Origin of the sequence: Mycobacterium sp. ITM-2016-00317, from assembly GCF_002968295.1 — a bacterium.
Lineage (GTDB): Bacteria > Actinomycetota > Actinomycetes > Mycobacteriales > Mycobacteriaceae > Mycobacterium.
Genome location: NZ_CP134399.1, coordinates 1,391,608 through 1,407,358 on the forward strand (window position 1 = coordinate 1,391,608; position 15,751 = coordinate 1,407,358).

General features: G+C 69.3%; 12 protein-coding genes and 1 pseudogene. 7 read left to right on the plus strand and 6 right to left on the minus strand.

All coding sequences use genetic code 11. The features are described from left to right. The first annotated feature begins 166 nt into the window (after positions 1 to 166). From C6A87_RS06680 to C6A87_RS06690, 3 genes are read left to right on the plus strand one after another with little or no spacing between them, the layout of a single operon-like run. Positions 167 to 1,564 carry a glutamine synthetase family protein gene (locus tag C6A87_RS06680; protein ID WP_311116530.1) on the plus strand — a complete coding sequence of 466 codons (1,398 nt, stop codon included), beginning with the start codon at positions 167 to 169 and terminating at the stop codon, positions 1,562 to 1,564. 49 nt (positions 1,565 to 1,613) lie between these two features. Next, complete coding sequence (locus C6A87_RS06685) at positions 1,614 to 2,168, plus strand: GAF domain-containing protein (protein ID WP_311116531.1); 555 nt, start codon at positions 1,614 to 1,616, stop codon at positions 2,166 to 2,168. Positions 2,169 to 2,182: 14 nt separating this feature from the next. Next, positions 2,183 to 3,460 carry a helix-turn-helix domain-containing protein gene (locus C6A87_RS06690; RefSeq protein WP_311116532.1) on the plus strand — a complete coding sequence of 426 codons (1,278 nt, stop codon included), beginning with the start codon at positions 2,183 to 2,185 and terminating at the stop codon, positions 3,458 to 3,460. On the opposite strand, the gene C6A87_RS06695 is transcribed toward C6A87_RS06690, so the two are convergent. Next, positions 3,457 to 5,058 carry a phospho-sugar mutase gene (locus tag C6A87_RS06695; RefSeq protein ID WP_311116533.1) on the minus strand — a complete coding sequence of 534 codons (1,602 nt, stop codon included), beginning with the start codon at positions 5,056 to 5,058 and terminating at the stop codon, positions 3,457 to 3,459. The genes C6A87_RS06690 and C6A87_RS06695 overlap by 4 nt on opposite strands. 67 nt (positions 5,059 to 5,125) lie before the next feature. Continuing rightward, positions 5,126 to 5,563 (minus strand): MarR family transcriptional regulator, encoded by a 438-nt coding sequence (locus C6A87_RS06700; protein WP_311116534.1) that lies wholly within the window; start codon positions 5,561 to 5,563, stop codon positions 5,126 to 5,128. Positions 5,564 to 5,651: 88 nt separating this feature from the next. Between C6A87_RS06700 and C6A87_RS06705 the strand changes: the two genes are divergently transcribed. Next, positions 5,652 to 6,791, plus strand: coding sequence for an AbrB family transcriptional regulator (locus C6A87_RS06705; protein WP_311116535.1), 1,140 nt, complete (start codon positions 5,652 to 5,654; stop codon positions 6,789 to 6,791). On the opposite strand, the gene C6A87_RS06710 is transcribed toward C6A87_RS06705, so the two are convergent. Beyond that, positions 6,737 to 7,540, minus strand: coding sequence for a purine-nucleoside phosphorylase (locus tag C6A87_RS06710; RefSeq protein WP_396837074.1), 804 nt, complete (start codon positions 7,538 to 7,540; stop codon positions 6,737 to 6,739). The genes C6A87_RS06705 and C6A87_RS06710 overlap by 55 nt on opposite strands. A gap of 38 nt (positions 7,541 to 7,578) precedes the next feature. Between C6A87_RS06710 and C6A87_RS06715 the strand changes: the two are divergent. Next, positions 7,579 to 8,759, plus strand: a pseudogene (locus tag C6A87_RS06715) (M20 family metallopeptidase). Then, a complete protein-coding gene (locus C6A87_RS06720; protein WP_311116537.1) occupies positions 8,756 to 9,931 on the plus strand; it encodes a M20 family metallopeptidase in 1,176 nt (391 codons plus the stop codon). The pseudogene C6A87_RS06715 and the gene C6A87_RS06720 overlap by 4 nt, the downstream one beginning before the upstream one ends. Before the next feature lie 39 nt (positions 9,932 to 9,970). Here C6A87_RS06720 and C6A87_RS06725 read toward each other — a convergent pair whose 3' ends face one another. Further along, the gene (locus tag C6A87_RS06725; RefSeq protein WP_311116538.1) at positions 9,971 to 11,032 is read right to left on the minus strand and encodes an IS110 family transposase; all 1,062 of its coding nucleotides are present in this window, start codon (positions 11,030 to 11,032) and stop codon (positions 9,971 to 9,973) included. Between the two features lie 299 nt (positions 11,033 to 11,331). Then, positions 11,332 to 11,904 (minus strand): TetR/AcrR family transcriptional regulator, encoded by a 573-nt coding sequence (locus C6A87_RS06730; protein ID WP_311116539.1) that lies wholly within the window; start codon positions 11,902 to 11,904, stop codon positions 11,332 to 11,334. A 280-nt stretch (positions 11,905 to 12,184) separates the two neighbouring features. Here C6A87_RS06730 and C6A87_RS06735 point away from each other — a divergent pair, with 280 nt between their 5' ends. After that, the gene (locus tag C6A87_RS06735; RefSeq protein ID WP_311116540.1) at positions 12,185 to 15,055 is read left to right on the plus strand and encodes an MMPL family transporter; all 2,871 of its coding nucleotides are present in this window, start codon (positions 12,185 to 12,187) and stop codon (positions 15,053 to 15,055) included. On the opposite strand, the gene C6A87_RS06740 is transcribed toward C6A87_RS06735, so the two are convergent. Continuing rightward, on the minus strand, positions 15,052 to 15,663 hold the full coding sequence (locus C6A87_RS06740) for an SDR family oxidoreductase (RefSeq protein WP_311116541.1): 612 nt from the start codon (positions 15,661 to 15,663) through the stop codon (positions 15,052 to 15,054). The genes C6A87_RS06735 and C6A87_RS06740 overlap by 4 nt on opposite strands. Between the last annotated feature and the right edge of the window lie 88 nt (positions 15,664 to 15,751).

Consider the following 15,751-nt stretch of genomic DNA (forward strand, 5'->3'; position numbering starts at 1 on the left):
GCTGGGGGATCGGCCTGGGCGGGGCCGTTGGGCAGAAGCTATGTCGCTGAAGGGGGCCGAACCAGTCCTGCCATGAAACTATGGTCAAGCTGCACGCAGACCGGCTCGTCGTGGACGAGCTAGTTTTGCCGGATAGCGACGCGATGCCGACGGAGGGAGCTCGGCGATGACCGATACGTGGATCGAGGGCGGGGTCACGAACGGCGAAGCCGACGCCGGGGTGGCGGCGGCGCGCGCCCTGTTCGAGCGTCACCGGATCACCACCGTGCAGTTCGGGATGACCGACATCGACGGTCAGCTGCGCGGCAAGTTCGTCGCGGCCGAGGTGTTCCTCGAGTCCATCGCGCGGCGGGGATCGACGATTCCCAACATCGTGTTCGGCTGGGACATCGAGGACACGTTGATGGACTGCTTCACCGTATCGGGTTGGCAGACAGGCTACTCCGACGTCGTCCTGGTGCCGGACCTGGCGACGCTGCGGCCGGTTCCGTGGGAACCGGGTCACGCCTTCGTGCTCTGCGACGTGGTGAACACCGACGGGTCCGCGGTGGAGGTCTCACCGCGGACGGTGCTCGCCGAGCAGGCCGCGCGCGCCGAAGCTCTCGGCTACCGGGTCACTGCCGGCTACGAGCTCGAGTTCTATCTGTTCCGGGAGACCCCGGAGACGGCTTCGGCGAAGGGTTACCGGAACCTGACCCCCGCCGCGCCCGGCATCGCGACGTTCAGCCTGAATCGGCACAGCGCTCTCGAAGAGGTCATCGGTGCGATCCGAGAAGGCATGCGCGCCTGCGATATTCCGATCCTGGCCTCCAACACCGAGTACGGCGCGGGTCAGATCGAGATCAACATCGAACACGCCGATGTGCTCACCACCGCCGATCGGGTGGCGATCTACAAGAACGGTGTCCGCCGCATCGCCGAGCAGCACGGTTACCTGGCCTCGTTCATGGCCAAGGTCGACACGGAGTCTGCGGGTTCGAGCGCGCACATCCATCAGAGCATGCAGCGGATCGACACCCCGGCGCGCAACGCGATGTGGGACGGCGACGGGCCCTCGGCACTGTTGCGTCACGCGGTGGCCGGGCAATTGGCGTCGATGCGTGACTTCACCGCGCTGTACTGCCCGACGGTCAACTCGTACAAGCGGCGGGTGCCGGGGTCCTGGTCGCCGGTGTCGGCGGCGTGGGGCACCGACAACCGCACGGCCGCGCTGCGTGTCATCGCCGACGACGAGTCGGCGTGCCGGATGGAGAACCGGCTACCCGGCGCCGACGCGAACCCCTATCTCGCGTTGTCGGCGTGCGTGGCAGGGATTCTGCACGGCATCGACAATCACCTCGAGCCGCCCGCCCCGGTCGTCGGCAACGCCTACGAGGGAGCCGAAGCTGCGCTTCCCCGTTCGCTGGCCGAAGCCGTCGACGCGTTCGGGCACAGCGGTCTGGCCCGCTCCGCATTCGGCGACACCTTCGTCGAGCACTATCTCGCGTCGCGGTTGTGGGAGCGTGATCGGCACCGCGAAGCCGTCAGCGACTGGGAGACCGGGCGCTACTTCAGCCGTGTCTAGGAACTGGGCGATGTCTCCCGGCGACGCTGCCGGCGACCTACGATGGGCCATGCCCGATGAACCGCTGGCCCAGGTGGAGTTGCGGGGCGTGCAACACCTGGCCCGGGTGCTCGGGTCGACGACCGACGTCACGGTCGTCGCGCAGGGCGTGGCGGACGCGATCCAGGCGGGCCGCGGGAACCGGGACGTGTACTCCTACGTCTACGACACCGCGGCCAAGGAACTGGTGTTGACCGGCGCCACCGAGAGCCCGGCCGCCGAGCATGTCGGTGTCCTGCGAGTCGCCTACGGGGACGGCGTCACCGGGTGGGTGGCCGCGACCAAGCAGAGTTATCTCGTGGCCGGCGAGCCCGCCGGAGATCCCCGGTTCCTGCCCTACCCCGGTATCGGGGAGGAGCGTTGGGGCGCGATCTTCTCGGTGCCGATCGTGTCCCCGCAGGAGGAGCCGCTCGGCTGTATCACGGTGTGGGCCACCACCGGTCACCAATTCGATCCGGGTGAGGTGGCCTTCGTCGAGCGGATGGCGGCGCTGGTCGCGCCGGTGTTCGGCACGGCCAGGGAGCGGCAGACCGGCAGCCGGTTGGTCGTGGTGGCCGACGGCTGACCGAGCTGGCCTCGATGGTCGCGTCGGGCACCCCGACGGGTCCCACGCTGGACCACGCGGTCGCGTTCCTCACCGCGGCGGCCGACGTCGACGTCGCGGTCATGGTCGGGACGGACCCGTCGGGTGCGGACCGGATGCACATGAAGGTCGGTGCCGCGGCCGGGTCCGGCCGGTCAGAGCTTGAGGTGCTGCGGCACGAACTGCTGACCATCGACAAGGACGTCCGGCACGGGGTCACCGACTGGCGGGTCGCTTCGCAACTGGTCAACCGTGCGCTCGACGGCGTCGCCGGTGCGGTGACGAGTGCGGCGGTCCGGGTCGGCGCGGAGGAATTCGGTGTGCTGACCTGCGCGCGCCTGCGCCCGCAGCGGTTCACCGCCGGGGAGACCGCGCTGGTTGCGGCGGTGGCGCATCAGGGCGCGGTTGCGATCAGGCTGGCGGTGCTGACCGACGAACTGGCCTCGCGCAACCGGCTGAACTGGTTCCTGCGCGATCTTTCCGCGGGACGGCTGGGGCCCGAAGAGTTGCGGCGCCGCGCAGCGGCGGTCGGGATCGACACCGCCGAACGCCACGTGTTCGTGGTCGGCAGCGTGTCGGCGCTGTCGATGCCGCGCGGTGAGACCGGCGCGGTCAGCGTCGCGCTCGGGGATCTGCTGGCCAAGGGGTCGGTGCTGCCCGCAGGCACGCTGTACGCGTCGACACCGCATCAGACCGTGGCGGTGGTGCCGTGGCAGGGCGACGACCAGTCGATCGACGCGCTACGGATGCCGCTGCTGGAAGTGTGTTCCCGGCTCCGGTCTGCCGGACGTGCGGTCACTTTCGGTGTGTCGGCGCCTGTCTCGGCGACCGCCGAGCTCAGCGGCGCCCTCGCCGAGGCGCGTGAGGCGATGGCGATCGGCAGCGGCCTGGACAATCCGAACGGGGTCTTCACCCTCGACGACGTCGGGCACCATCTGCTGCTGATGCGGGTGTCGGGGGCGGACTCGATCCGCGACCGCTACGCCACCGCGATCACCCGCATCGCCGAGTACGACAGGGTCAAGGGCACCGAGCTGTTGGAGACGCTGTCGGTGTTCCTGCACTATCGCAGTCAGAGCGCCGCCAGCCGGGAACTCTACGTGCACCGCAACACCCTCAACCAGCGCCTGACGCGGGCGGCCAATCTCAGCGGCGTCGACGTGCTGGAACCCTCGGAATGGTTCCCGTTGCAGCTGGCGCTGAAGGTGCACCAGTCCCGGGCTGGGGAGCCGCGGCGTACGCACCCGGGCAACGAACCCGACGAGGCCGGCTAAGCCCAGTCCCGCACCGCGACGGCCACGGCGTTCTGCACCCGCGCCGCCCGTGCCCGGGCGGCGTCCAACTCTCCGGAACACCGGATCTCGATGTAGCACTTGACTTTCGGTTCGGTGCCGGACGGGCGGATCACCACCCGCACCGATGTCATGTCGTCGCCGCCGGTGAACACCAGCGCGTCGGTGCGCGGCGCGAGATCGGCTGCAGTGACCGCGAACCCGGCCACCGCCTCCGGTGGGGCGGCGCGCAGCCGCGCCATCAGCGCCGCGGCCTGCTGCGCCGAGTCGACCCGGCGGGTCACCGCGACGGTACTGTGCACGCCGTGCCGGCGGGCCAGTTCGTCGAGCGCGTCGAGCACGCTCAGGCCGCGATCCCGCAGTGCCACCACCAGATCGGCCGCAAGCACCGCGGCGCTGATCCCGTCCTTGTCCCGCACCGCGTCAGGGTCCACGCAGTGCCCGATGGCCTCCTCGTAGGCGTACACCAGCGTCGCGTCCAGGCCTTCGTCGGCGCGCGCCAGCCACTTGAACCCGGTCAGCGTCTCCACATGGCGCGCCCCGTGCTCGGCGGCGATGGCGGCCAGCATCCGCGACGACACCACGGTGCTGGCCACCACGGTGGCGGAGTTGTCACGGCCGGTGAGCAGGTATTCGCCGAACAGCCAACCGGTCTCGTCGCCGGAGAGCATCCGCCAGCCGTCCGGGGTGGGCACGCCGATTGCGCACCGGTCGGCGTCGGGATCGAGTGCGATCGCGAGGTCGGCGCCGACCTCGTCGGCCAGTGCGGTCAACAGCGCTGCGGCGCCCGGTTCCTCGGGATTCGGGAACGCCACCGTCGGGAAGTCGGGGTCCGGCGCGAACTGGGATTCGACGACGTGCACGTCGTCGAATCCGGCCAGTGCCAGTGCGTCGAGGGCGAATTCGCCGCCCACGCCGTGCATCGGGGTCAGTGCGATCCGGGCGGTGCCGGCGGTGTGCCGCACGGTGGCGGTGCGTTCGACGTACGCCCGCAACAGCTCGGTGCCCGACGCGTCGACGGCGCGGCGGGGGATCTCGTCGGCCGGCGGAGCGGAGGAGATGGCGTGCTCGATGTCGCGGTCGGTGGGGGAGACGATCTGCAGGCCGCCGGCGAAGTACACCTTGTAGCCGTTGTCGCTCGGCGGGTTGTGGGACGCGGTGATCTGCACCCCGGCTGCGGCGCCGGTGTCGCGCACCGCGAATGCCACCGCGGGCGTGGGCACCGGGAACGGCATCAGCGTCACGGAAAATCCCTGTGCGGAAAACACTTCGGCGGCGGCCCGGCCGAACTCGGACGAGCGGTGGCGGGCGTCGTAGCCGACCACCACCGGCGCGCCGCCCAGTCCGCGGTCGGCCAGCACCCGGGCCACCGCCCATGTCGCGCGCAGCACCACGGCCAGATTCATGCCGTTGGGGCCGGCGCGCAGCGGCCCGCGCAGGCCCGCGGTGCCGAACGTCAGGGACCCGTCGAAGCGCGCGGCGAGTTCGTCGGGACCGCATGCGGCCAGCTCCTCGGCCGCACCGGGATCGGGGTCGTGGGAGAGCCATTCCTGCACGGCGGTGCGCAAGGACGGGGTCACCCCATCACCCCACCAGAGGCGGATCGGGCGCGCAAACGTGCCACAGGTGTCGCCTAACGCGCCGGATTCACCTCTCCGCGAGCTTGCGCAGGACCGGCGCCACCAGCATCAGCAGGTCGAACTCCAGCTCGGACAGGCTGTCGCGCATCGTCTGGTGCAGCCAGGCGTCGCGCTCGGCGCGGTCGGCCTCCAGCAGCGTGACGCCGTCGGCGGTGATCTCGACCAGCTGGCGGCGGCGGTCGTTCTCGTCGGGCCGGCGCGCGACCAGCCCCCGCGACTCCAACTCGTTGAGCGAGTCGGTCAGCGATTGCACGCGGACGTGCATCCGGATGCCGAGCTCGGCAGGGGTGGTCACGCCGGCGCGGCTGATCTCGCCGAGCAGCTGCATCTGGCTCAGGGTCAGGCCGTTGTCCGGGCGATGCCGGCGCAGCTGCCGTGCCACCGCCATCAGCGATTCCCGCAGTTCGGTCGCGGCCGAGAACGCCCGCTCTGACTCCCGATTCATCGCCAAGCTAAACCTTGGTAATTGCTGTGTGTCACAGGTCATCACCCCTAGTTGAGATCGTGTTATGGCAAGAGGATACTTGGCATCAATGACGACGTGGGCATTCTGGCGACAAATCCCGGGCTGGGCGCTGCTTCTTGCGCTCACCGTCGCGGTGACCGTTCCGCTGACCCTGGTGGGGGTGCCGTCGGCGGCGCTGTTCGCGGCACTGGTGGTCGGGATCGCGGTGGCGTTGTGGTCCCGAGGTCCCACAGCGGTCCCGCGCAGACTCGGCGTCGCGGCCCAGGGCGTGCTCGGTGTCTACATCGGCACGATGGTCCAGCAGGACGCGCTGCCCGCGCTGAAGGACGACTGGGCGATCGTGCTCGCCGTCGTGCTCGGCACGCTGGTGCTCAGTGTGATCGCCGGTGCGCTGCTCGGACTGCGCCGCGACGTGACGCCACTGACCGGCTCACTGGCGCTGGTCGCCGGCGGCGCGTCCGGTCTGGTCGCGATCGCGCGCGAGCTCGGCGGCGACGACCGCGTGGTGGCGGTCGTGCAGTACCTGCGGGTCGCGCTGGTCACCGCGTCGATGCCGGTCGTGGTCACCCTTATCTATCACGCCGACCGCTCCCACAGTGTGGTCGAAGCCGCCCGCACCGACTCGGCGCCCTGGTATCTGAGCGTCGCGATGATGACGGCATTGGTGCTGGTCGGGGCCACCGGGGGCCGGTTGATCCGGTTGCCGGGCGCGGGCCTGCTGGGTCCGCTGGCGTTGACGGTCGCGCTCGAGGTCAGCGGGCTGTCGTTCGGGCTGACGGTGCCGGTGCTGCTGGTGCAGGCCGGCTACATGCTGATCGGCTGGCAGGCAGGGCTGGCGTTCACCCGGGAGTCGCTGCGCGAGATCGGTCGGCTGCTGCCCGCCGCGGTGGCGCTGATCGTGTTCCTCGGGGTCGCGACCGCCGGGCTGGGGGTGCTGCTGGCCCGCGTCGCCGGGCTGACCCCGCTGGAGGGATATCTGGCGACCAGTCCCGGCGGGGTGTACGCGGTGCTGGCCACGGCGGTGGAGACCGGCTCCAACGTCACGTTCGTCGTCGCCGCGCAGGTGTTGCGCATCCTGCTGATGCTTTTCGCGGCGCCGTTGCTGGCGCACGGGGTGTTGTGGGCGACCCGCCGGTTCGGCCGCAACCGCGATCAGAGCCGGGAGATCACCGACGAGAGCAGGGATCCCATCCGGGTGGCCGACTGACGGCCCGCCTCCAGCACCTCGTCGTGGCTCAGCGGCTGACCCGTCATGCCCGCCGCCAGGTTCGTCACCAGCGAGATGCCCAGCACGTCCGCACCGGCGGCCCGCGCCGCGATGGTCTCGTGCACCGTCGACATGCCGACCAGGTCCGCGCCCAATGTGCGCAGCATCCGGATCTCGGCCGGCGTCTCGTAGTGCGGGCCGGGCAGCCCGGCGTACACGCCGTCGGCCAGGTCCGGCTCGATCTCGCGGGCCAGCGCGCGCAGCCGCGGCGAGTACGCGTCGACCAGGTCCACGAACTGCGCGCCCACCAGTGGGGAGCGCGCGGTCAGGTTCAGGTGGTCGCTGATCAGCACGGGCTGGCCGACGGAGAAGTCGTTGCGCAGCCCGCCCGCGGCGTTGGTCAGCACCACGGTGTGCACGCCGGCCGCGCACGCGGTGCGCACCGGATGCACCACATGGCGCAGGTCGTGCCCTTCGTAGGCGTGGATGCGGCCGAGCAGCACCAGCACGCGGTGCGCGCCGACCCGCAGCGACAGCACCTGGCCGCCGTGGCCCTGCGCGCTGGGCGGGGTGAACCCGGGCAGCTCGGCCATCGGCACCGCGGCGGTCGGATCCCCGAGCTGCGCCGCGGCCGGCGCCCACCCGGAACCGAGCACCACGGCGACGTCGTGGACGCCGCTACCGGTGCGTGTGCGCAGCGCGTCGGCCGCACGTTCGGCCGATGCCGCAGGGTCTTCCACAGACCGCAGCTTAGTTGGGGTGTTTGTGCAGTGAGATACTTGCCAGCATGCCCACCGCTCCCGCGTCGACCTGCGTCGAAGACGTGGTCCGGCGTCGCCGCGGTGACCTGGTCGAGCTGTCCCACGCGATCCACGCCGAACCCGAACTGGCGTTCGCCGAGCACCGCAGCTGCGCCAAGACCCAGGCGCTGGTGGCCGAGCGCGGCTTCGAGATCACCGCGGGCGTCGCAGGCCTGGAGACCGCGTTCCGCGCCGTGTACGGCAGCGGGCCGCTGGTCATCGGCGTCTGCGCCGAGTACGACGCGCTGCCCGAACTCGGGCACGCCTGCGGGCACAACATCATCGCGGCCTCGGCCGTCGGCACCGCGCTGGCGCTGGCCGAGGTCGCCGACCTGCTCGGCCTGACGGTCGTGCTGCTGGGCACCCCGGCCGAGGAGCTCGGCGGCGGCAAGGCGCTGATGCTGCGGGCGGGGGTGTTCGACGACATCGCCGCGGCGGTGATGCTGCACCCCGGCCCCGTCGACATCGCCGCGGCACGGTCGCTGGCGCTCTCGGAGATGACGATCGGGTACACCGGTCGCGAGGCGCACGCCGCAGTCGCCCCGTACCTGGGCGTCAACGCCGCCGACGCCGTCACCGTGGCCCAGGTGGCTATCGGGTTGCTGCGCCAGCAGCTCGCGCCCGGCCAGATGGTGCACGGCATCGTCACCGACGGCGGCCAGGCCTCCAACGTCATCCCCGGGCACGCCGAGATGCGCTACACGATGCGCGCGACCGACTCGGAGTCGTTGCGCGCGTTGGAAGTCCGGATGGCCGGCTGCTTCGCCGCGGGCGCGCTGGCCACCGGTTGCGAGCATCTGGTCGCCGAGACCGCGCGGCCTACGCCGAGCTGACCCCCGACCCCTGGATGGCCGAGACGTTCCGCGGCGAGATGACGCGCGTGGGCCGCACCCCGGTGCCCGCGGAGCTGGAGGCGTCGGTGCCGCTGGGCAGCACGGACATGGGCAACGTGACCCAGGTGATGCCCGGCATCCATCCCGTCGTCGGTGTCGACGCCGGCGGCGCGTCGATCCACCAGCCCGAGTTCGCCGCCGCGGCGGTGAACGCCAGTGCCGACACCGCGGTGATCGAGGGCGCGATCATGCTGGCGCGCACCGTGGTCGCGCTGGCCGAATCCGACACCGAACGGGACCGGGTGCTGGAGCACCGGCGGAGGCGCGCGGCATGAGTGTGTTGAAGCATGCGGCTGCGCGTTGGCTCAGCGAGCACCACGACGACCTGATCGGGTGGCGACGGCACCTGCACCGCCACCCGGAGCTCGGGCGCCAGGAATTCAAGACGACGCAGTTCGTGGCCTCGCTGCTGGCCGACGCCGGCCTCAACCCGAAGGTGCTGCCCGGCGGGACGGGGCTGACGTGCGACTTCGGTCCCGACGACGCACCGCGGGTGGCGCTGCGCGCGGACATGGACGCGTTGCCGATGGCCGAGCGCACCGGTCTGCCGTTCGCGTCGGAGGTGCCGAACGTCGCGCACGCCTGCGGGCACGACGGGCACACCGCGGTGCTGCTCGGCGCGGCGATGGCGATGGCCTCGGAGACCGAGCTTTCGGTGGGGGTGCGGCTGATCTTCCAGGCCGCCGAGGAGTTGATGCCCGGCGGTGCGCTCGACGCCATCGCCGCGGGCGCGCTGACCGGGGTGTCGCGGATCTTCGCGTTGCACTGCGATCCGCACCTGCCGGTGGGCCGGGTCGCGGTGAAGCCGGGGCCGATCACCTCGGCGGCCGACCACATCGAGGTGACGCTGCACTCGCCGGGCGGGCACACCTCGCGCCCGCATCTGACCGGCGATCTGGTCTATGCGCTGGGCACGCTGATCACCGGGGTGCCGGGGGTGCTGTCGCGGCGCATCGATCCGCGCAACAGCACGGTGATGGTGTGGGGCGCGGTGCACGCCGGGATGGCCGCGAACGCGATCCCGCAGACCGGCACGCTGACCGGAACCATCCGCACGGCCAGCCGCGAGACCTGGTTGACGCTCGAAGGCATCGTGCAGGAGACGATCTCGTCGCTGCTGGCGCCGCTGGGCGTCGAGCACGTGCTGCAGTACCGCCGGGGTGTGCCCCCGGTGGTCAACGAGGAGATCTCCACCCGGATCATGACCCACGCGATCGAGGAGATCGGGCCCGGCGTGCTGGCCGACACCAAGCAGTCCGGCGGCGGCGAGGACTTCTCCTGGTATCTGGAGGAGGTGCCCGGCGCGATGGCGCGGCTGGGGGTGTGGAGTGGGCGCGGCCCGCAGCTGGATCTGCACCAGCCCACGTTCGACCTCGACGAGCGCGCGCTCGGTGTCGGTGTGCGACTGATGGTCAACCTCGTCGAGCAGAGCGCGGCCGCGCTGTAGCCGTAAGCCCCATTCCGCCGAGCGTGCATTGCTCCTATGTCAAGCGGCGGCTGGTGTGTCGCGTTTGGGGTGGCTTTCTCGGGGGTGCTCGTCAGCGTGTAGGCGGCGGTAGACGGTGCGGGCGAGGTGGCGTTTGAGGCAGCGCAGGGCTTCCTTGGTGGCTTTGCCGTCGGCGAGACGGTTGCGGTAGTAACGCTGTCCGGCACTGTCGGTCAGTCGGATCTGTGTGATGGCGATGCGATGCAGCGCGGCGTTGAGTTGACGATTGCCTGAGCGGTTGAGCCGGACCCGGCCCGCGGTGTTTCCGGACCAGACCGGGATCGGGGCGGTCCCGGTGTGGCGGGCGTACGCGGCCTCGCTGCGGAACCGGCTGATGGTCGCGGTCTCGCCGACGATTTTGGCCGCGGTGAGCTCACCGCAGCCAGGCAGTGCCAGCAGGGATGGGGCTACCTCGCGGACGCGCTCACCGATACGGGCAGCCAACGCGTCGATGGCCTCGGTCAGGCGCATCACGTCGGCGAGCTCATCGCGGGCCAGCTCGGCCAGCACTCCCGATTGAGTGTCCAGCCACGCGCTCAACACGGCGCAGGGATTGGCGCGGTGCAGCGATGCAGGCTTGGGTTCGGCAGCGGGATCGAGCTCATGAACCCGCTGCCGAAGGCGGTTGATCGTCGAAGTGCGCTGGCAGACAAGGTCTTCACGGCGATCAGTCAACAACTTCAGTTCACGCGAGATCGCGTCATGGGCGGCGATCGGCAGATCGGGCCGCAGCACCGCCTGCGCGACCGCCAACGCATCGATCGGATCGGACTTGCCGCGGGTTCGTGCCGAGGCGCGGCTTTGCGACATGAGTTTGGGGGCGACCCGTACCACCGACTGACCGGCGGTAAGCAGATCACGTTCCAAACGCGCCGACAGATTGCGGCAGTCCTCGATACCCCACAGCAGGTCGTTGCCGAACTCTTGGCGCGCCCACGCCAACGCCTTGAGGTGCCCGCCCGTCGTGGCAGGTACGACCTTTTCAGCGAGTTTGCGCCCGACCGCATCAACGGCGACGAAGGTGTGAGTGCGCTTGTGTACATCGGTTCCAACGACCACCATGGACGGTGCCTTCTTTCATCAGAGGGATGAGGGTGAAGGTCGGGCTGCCGGCAGGACATATCTCAGTGGGGGCGGTGCCACGCTCCTATCAGGTCATTTGCCGGTCGGTCCTTCCCACCTAATGTCGGCACAACGCACGAACGCCACGAAGGCAGTGTCTGCAGGAGCCAGACACCAGGTGAGAAGACCCAACCACCGCACAGCGGCACCGTCCACCCTCACACTGAGTGTCTGCGGGCGCCACGCCGAGCAATTCGGGAAGTTTGCGCACGCTCGCGCCGTGCGATGCGCACGCTCAGTCAGGCGATCGGCACGCACACGTCGAGGAACGTTTTGGTCAGCGCCAACAGCACCTGCTGGAGTTCGGCGTCGTCGAGGTCGGCGATCGTCGGGTCGGTGACACAGCCGTGGACGCCGGCGATGAGCATCGAGATCGCCACCCGGGTGGCGGTGTCCGGGTCAGGGCCGAGCAGCGCTACGGCGAGCCGGTCGCCGATCCGGCGGAACTCGTCGTTGTCTTCGAGCAGCCGGTGCACGGTCGGGTCGCCGTAGAACACGCTGGAGATGCGGCGGTGCCGGATGATCAGTTCGACCATGCCGGCGGCTGCGACGTTGCGCCGGGTCGCGGCGGTCGGCAGCGTCTCGGCGATCCGCAGCAGATGCTCGATGTCGTCGAAGACCGGTCGGACCACGGCCAGCGTGATGTCGTCTTTGGAGTGGAACTGGTAGTAGACGGCGGCCTTGGTCACCCCGAGCCGGTCGGCGATCATCTGTAGCGAGGTGCCGCTGACGCCGTAGTCGGCGAACAGTTCCAGGGCGGCCTCGAGCACCCGCTCGCGGGCGAAACCCCGGGTCGCAACCGGCTTGGCCATCGTTCCCCCTCGTGCACCCGCGAATCTGGGCGACTGTATCCCAGATCACTTTGCCGCTCGATCCCGCCTCAGACCACTGGTTAGCCTATCGGCTTGTCTGAAGTTAGCCAGTTGGTTAGTGTAACTTGTTAGTTTGCACACTCCCTGTCGAAGGCGGCTGCGCCGTAACGACTTTCGATTAACTCTTCTGGAGGAGTCGCGCGTGGACGGGTACCGATGAGCCGCTTGCGCGAAGAGAATCAGGCCCGATGAGCCGCTTGCGCGAAGAGAATCAGGCCCGATGAGCCGCTTGCGCGAAGAGAATCAGGCCCGTCCCCACTTCTACGGCATCGCCCGGTTCATCCGTGCCTCCTCGATCCCGATCATCCTCATCTGGGTCGCGCTCGCCGCGTTCCTGAACATCTCGGTGCCGCAGCTCGAAGAGGTCGGCAAGCAGCGGTCGGTGTCGATGAGCCCCGACGACGCGCCCGCGGTCATCTCGATGGAACACATCGGCAAGGTGTTCCAGGAGTACGAGTCCAACAGCTCGGTGATGATCGTGCTGGAGGGGCAGGAGACTCTCGGCGACGACACCCGCAGCTACTACGCGGACCTGATCAGCGCGCTGGAAGCCGATACCAAACACGTCGAGCACGTCCAGGACCTCTGGAGCGACCCGCTGACCGCGGCAGGCGCCCAGAGCGCGGACGGCAAATCCACCTATTTCCAGGTCTATCTCGCGGGCAACCAGGGCGAGGCGCTGGCCAACGAGTCGGTGCGCGCAGTGCAGGAGCTGGTGGCCGAGAGCCAGCCGCCGGCAGGGGTGCAGGCCTACGTCACCGGCGCGTCGGCGCTGGCCTCCGAACAGGAGGAGGCCGGCCACAGCAGCATGCGGATGGTCGAGGCGCTGACCTTCCTGGTCATCACGATCATGCTGGTGCTGTTCTTCCGCTCGATCGTCACCACGCTGCTGATCCTGGTGATGGTCGGGCTGAGCCTGATGACCGTGCGTGGCGCGGTGGCGTTCCTCGGCTTCCACGACATCATCGGGCTGTCGACGTTCGCGACCAGCCTGCTGGTGACGCTGGCCATCGCGATCGCGGTGGACTACGCGATCTTCCTGATCGGCCGCTATCAGGAGGCGAGGTCGGCCGGGGAGAGCACGGAGTCGGCGTACTACACGATGTTCGGCGGCACCGCGCACGTGATCGTCGGCTCCGGCCTGACGATCGCCGGGGCCACGTTCTGCCTGAGCTTCACCCGGTTGCCGTACTTCCAGAGCCTCGGCGTGCCGCTGGCCCTGGGCATGCTGGTGCTGATCGCGGTGGCGATGACGTTCGGGCCCGCGGTGGTGACGATCGCGAGCAAGTTCGGGCTGCTGGAACCCAAGCGCGCCATGAAGGTGCGCACCTGGCGCAAGATCGGCGCGATGACCGTGCGCTGGCCTGCCGCGATCCTGGTGGCCAGCGTCGCGGTCTCCCTGATCGGCCTGCTGGCCCTGCCCGGCTATCAGACCAGCTACAACGACCGCAATTACCTGCCCGATGACATCCAGTCCAACATCGGTTACGCCGCGGCCGAGCGGCACTTCTCCCCGGCGCGCCTCAATCCCGAGGTGCTGATGATCGAGACCGACCACGACCTGCGCAACCCGGCCGACTTCATCGTCATCGAGAAGATCGCCAAGGCGCTGTTCGCCGTCGAGGGCATCGGCCGGGTGCAGACCATCACCCGTCCCGACGGCAAACCGATCAAGAGCACCACGATCCCGTACGCCATGAGCCGCCAGAGCACCACCCAGCAGCTCAACGAGAAGTACATGCTGGACCGGATGGACGACATGCTCGTCCAGGCGGAGTCGCTGCAAACCACCATCAACACGATGGAGAAGATGCAGAGCCTCATGACGCAGATGTCGGAGATCACCAACAGCATGGTGACCAAGACGAAGACCATGGCGGTCGACATCACCGAGCTGCGGGACCACATCGCCGACCTGGACGACTTCATCCGGCCGATCCGTAACTACTTCTACTGGGAACCGCACTGCTACAACATCCCGGTCTGTCACTCGATGCGGTCGCTGTTCGACCTGATCGACGGCACCAACCTGCTGACCGACAACGTCCAGGACCTGGTCCCGGACCTTGAGCGGATGGCCGCGATCATGCCCGAACTGATCGCGCTGCTGCCGTCGCAGATCGAGTCGATGAAGTCGCAGCGCATCAACATGCTCACGCAGTATCAGACGCAGAACTCGCAGCTGGAGGCCGGCGCCGAGATGCAGGTCGATGCCGGCGCGATGGGCGACGCGTTCAACGACGCCTGGAACGCCGACTCGTTCTACCTGCCCCCTGAGGCCTTCGACAACGCCGACTTCCAGAGCGGCATCGAGCAGTTCATCTCACCCGACGGCAAGGCGGTGCGCTTCATCATCGCCCACGAGGGTGACCCGCTGTCGCCCGACGGCATCGAGAAGATCGACGGGTTGAAGGTCGCGGCCAAGGAGGCCGTCAAGGGCACCCCGCTGGAGGGGTCGAAGATCTACCTCGGCGGTACCGCGGCGACGTTCAAAGACATGGCCGACGGCACCAAGTACGACCTGCTGATCGCCGGGATCGCCGCCATCTGCCTGATCTTCATCATCATGCTGATCCTGACCAGGGCGGTCATCGCCGCGGCGGTGATCGTCGGCACGGTGGTGCTGTCCCTGGGGGCGTCGTTCGGCTTGTCGGTGCTGGTCTGGCAGCACATCATCGGCATCGAACTGCACTGGATGGTGCTGCCGATGGCGGTGATCATCCTGCTGGCCGTGGGTGCGGACTACAACCTGCTGGTGGTGGCCCGACTCAAGGAAGAGGTCCACGCGGGTCTGCAGACCGGCCTGATCCGGACGATGGGCGGCAGCGGGTCGGTGGTCACCGCGGCGGGCATGGTCTTCGCGCTGACCATGATGACCATGGCGGTCAGCGACCTGACGATCATCGGCCAGGTCGGCACGACGATCGGCATGGGCCTGATCTTCGACACGCTGGTGATCCGGTCGTTCATGACGCCGTCGATCGCGGCGCTGCTGGGCCGGTGGTTCTGGTGGCCGCAGAAGATCCGGTACCGGCCGGTGCCCTCGCCGTGGCCCGCCGCGGCGGCACGGCCCGCCCAGACCGAAAGCTAGCCGGCGCTGCCCACGTAGACGATGCCGGACGGCTGCGCGGTGGTCGCGGCGGCGGCGACGGCGGGCACCATCACGGTGTCGTCGGTCATCTCCGCGGAGACCACGGTGAAGCCGATGCCGGCGTGCGCGAACTCCGACCGCATGCCGTAGAGCGCGGTCTCGCCGGCCCGCTGGCTCGCCGCGATCCCGGCGTAGCCCTTCGGCACTGCCTTGTGCGGGTAGAAGTGGGCCTGGTGGCTGGTGACGAACACGATCCGGGCGCTGGCCGGCATCAGCGGCATCGCCGTTCTCGCGAGCCGCCGTGCCGCGCCGCCGTCGACCAGGCCGCCGGACCCGGCGAGGATCAGCACGTCCAGTCGGCCGAAGCGGGCCCGGACGGTGTCGATCATCGCCGCGACGGCGAACTCGTCGTGGACGTCGGCGGCGATCGTCGACGCGTGTCCGCCTGCGGCCCGGATCGCCCGGGCGACGTCCTCGGCGCGCCCGGACTTTCCGCCGTGGTGGACGACGACGTGGGTGTCGGGCCCGGCGACGCGCCGGGCCACGTCGGCGCCGACGCCGTTCGATGCGCCGGTGACCAGGATGATCCGCTCAGGGGACTGCAGCATGAGGGTTCCTTCCGTAGCGACGGCCGCTTTCGAGTCACCCTACACGCAATCTAAGAAAGTTAAGGGAACAATAAGGTCACCGTAAGGC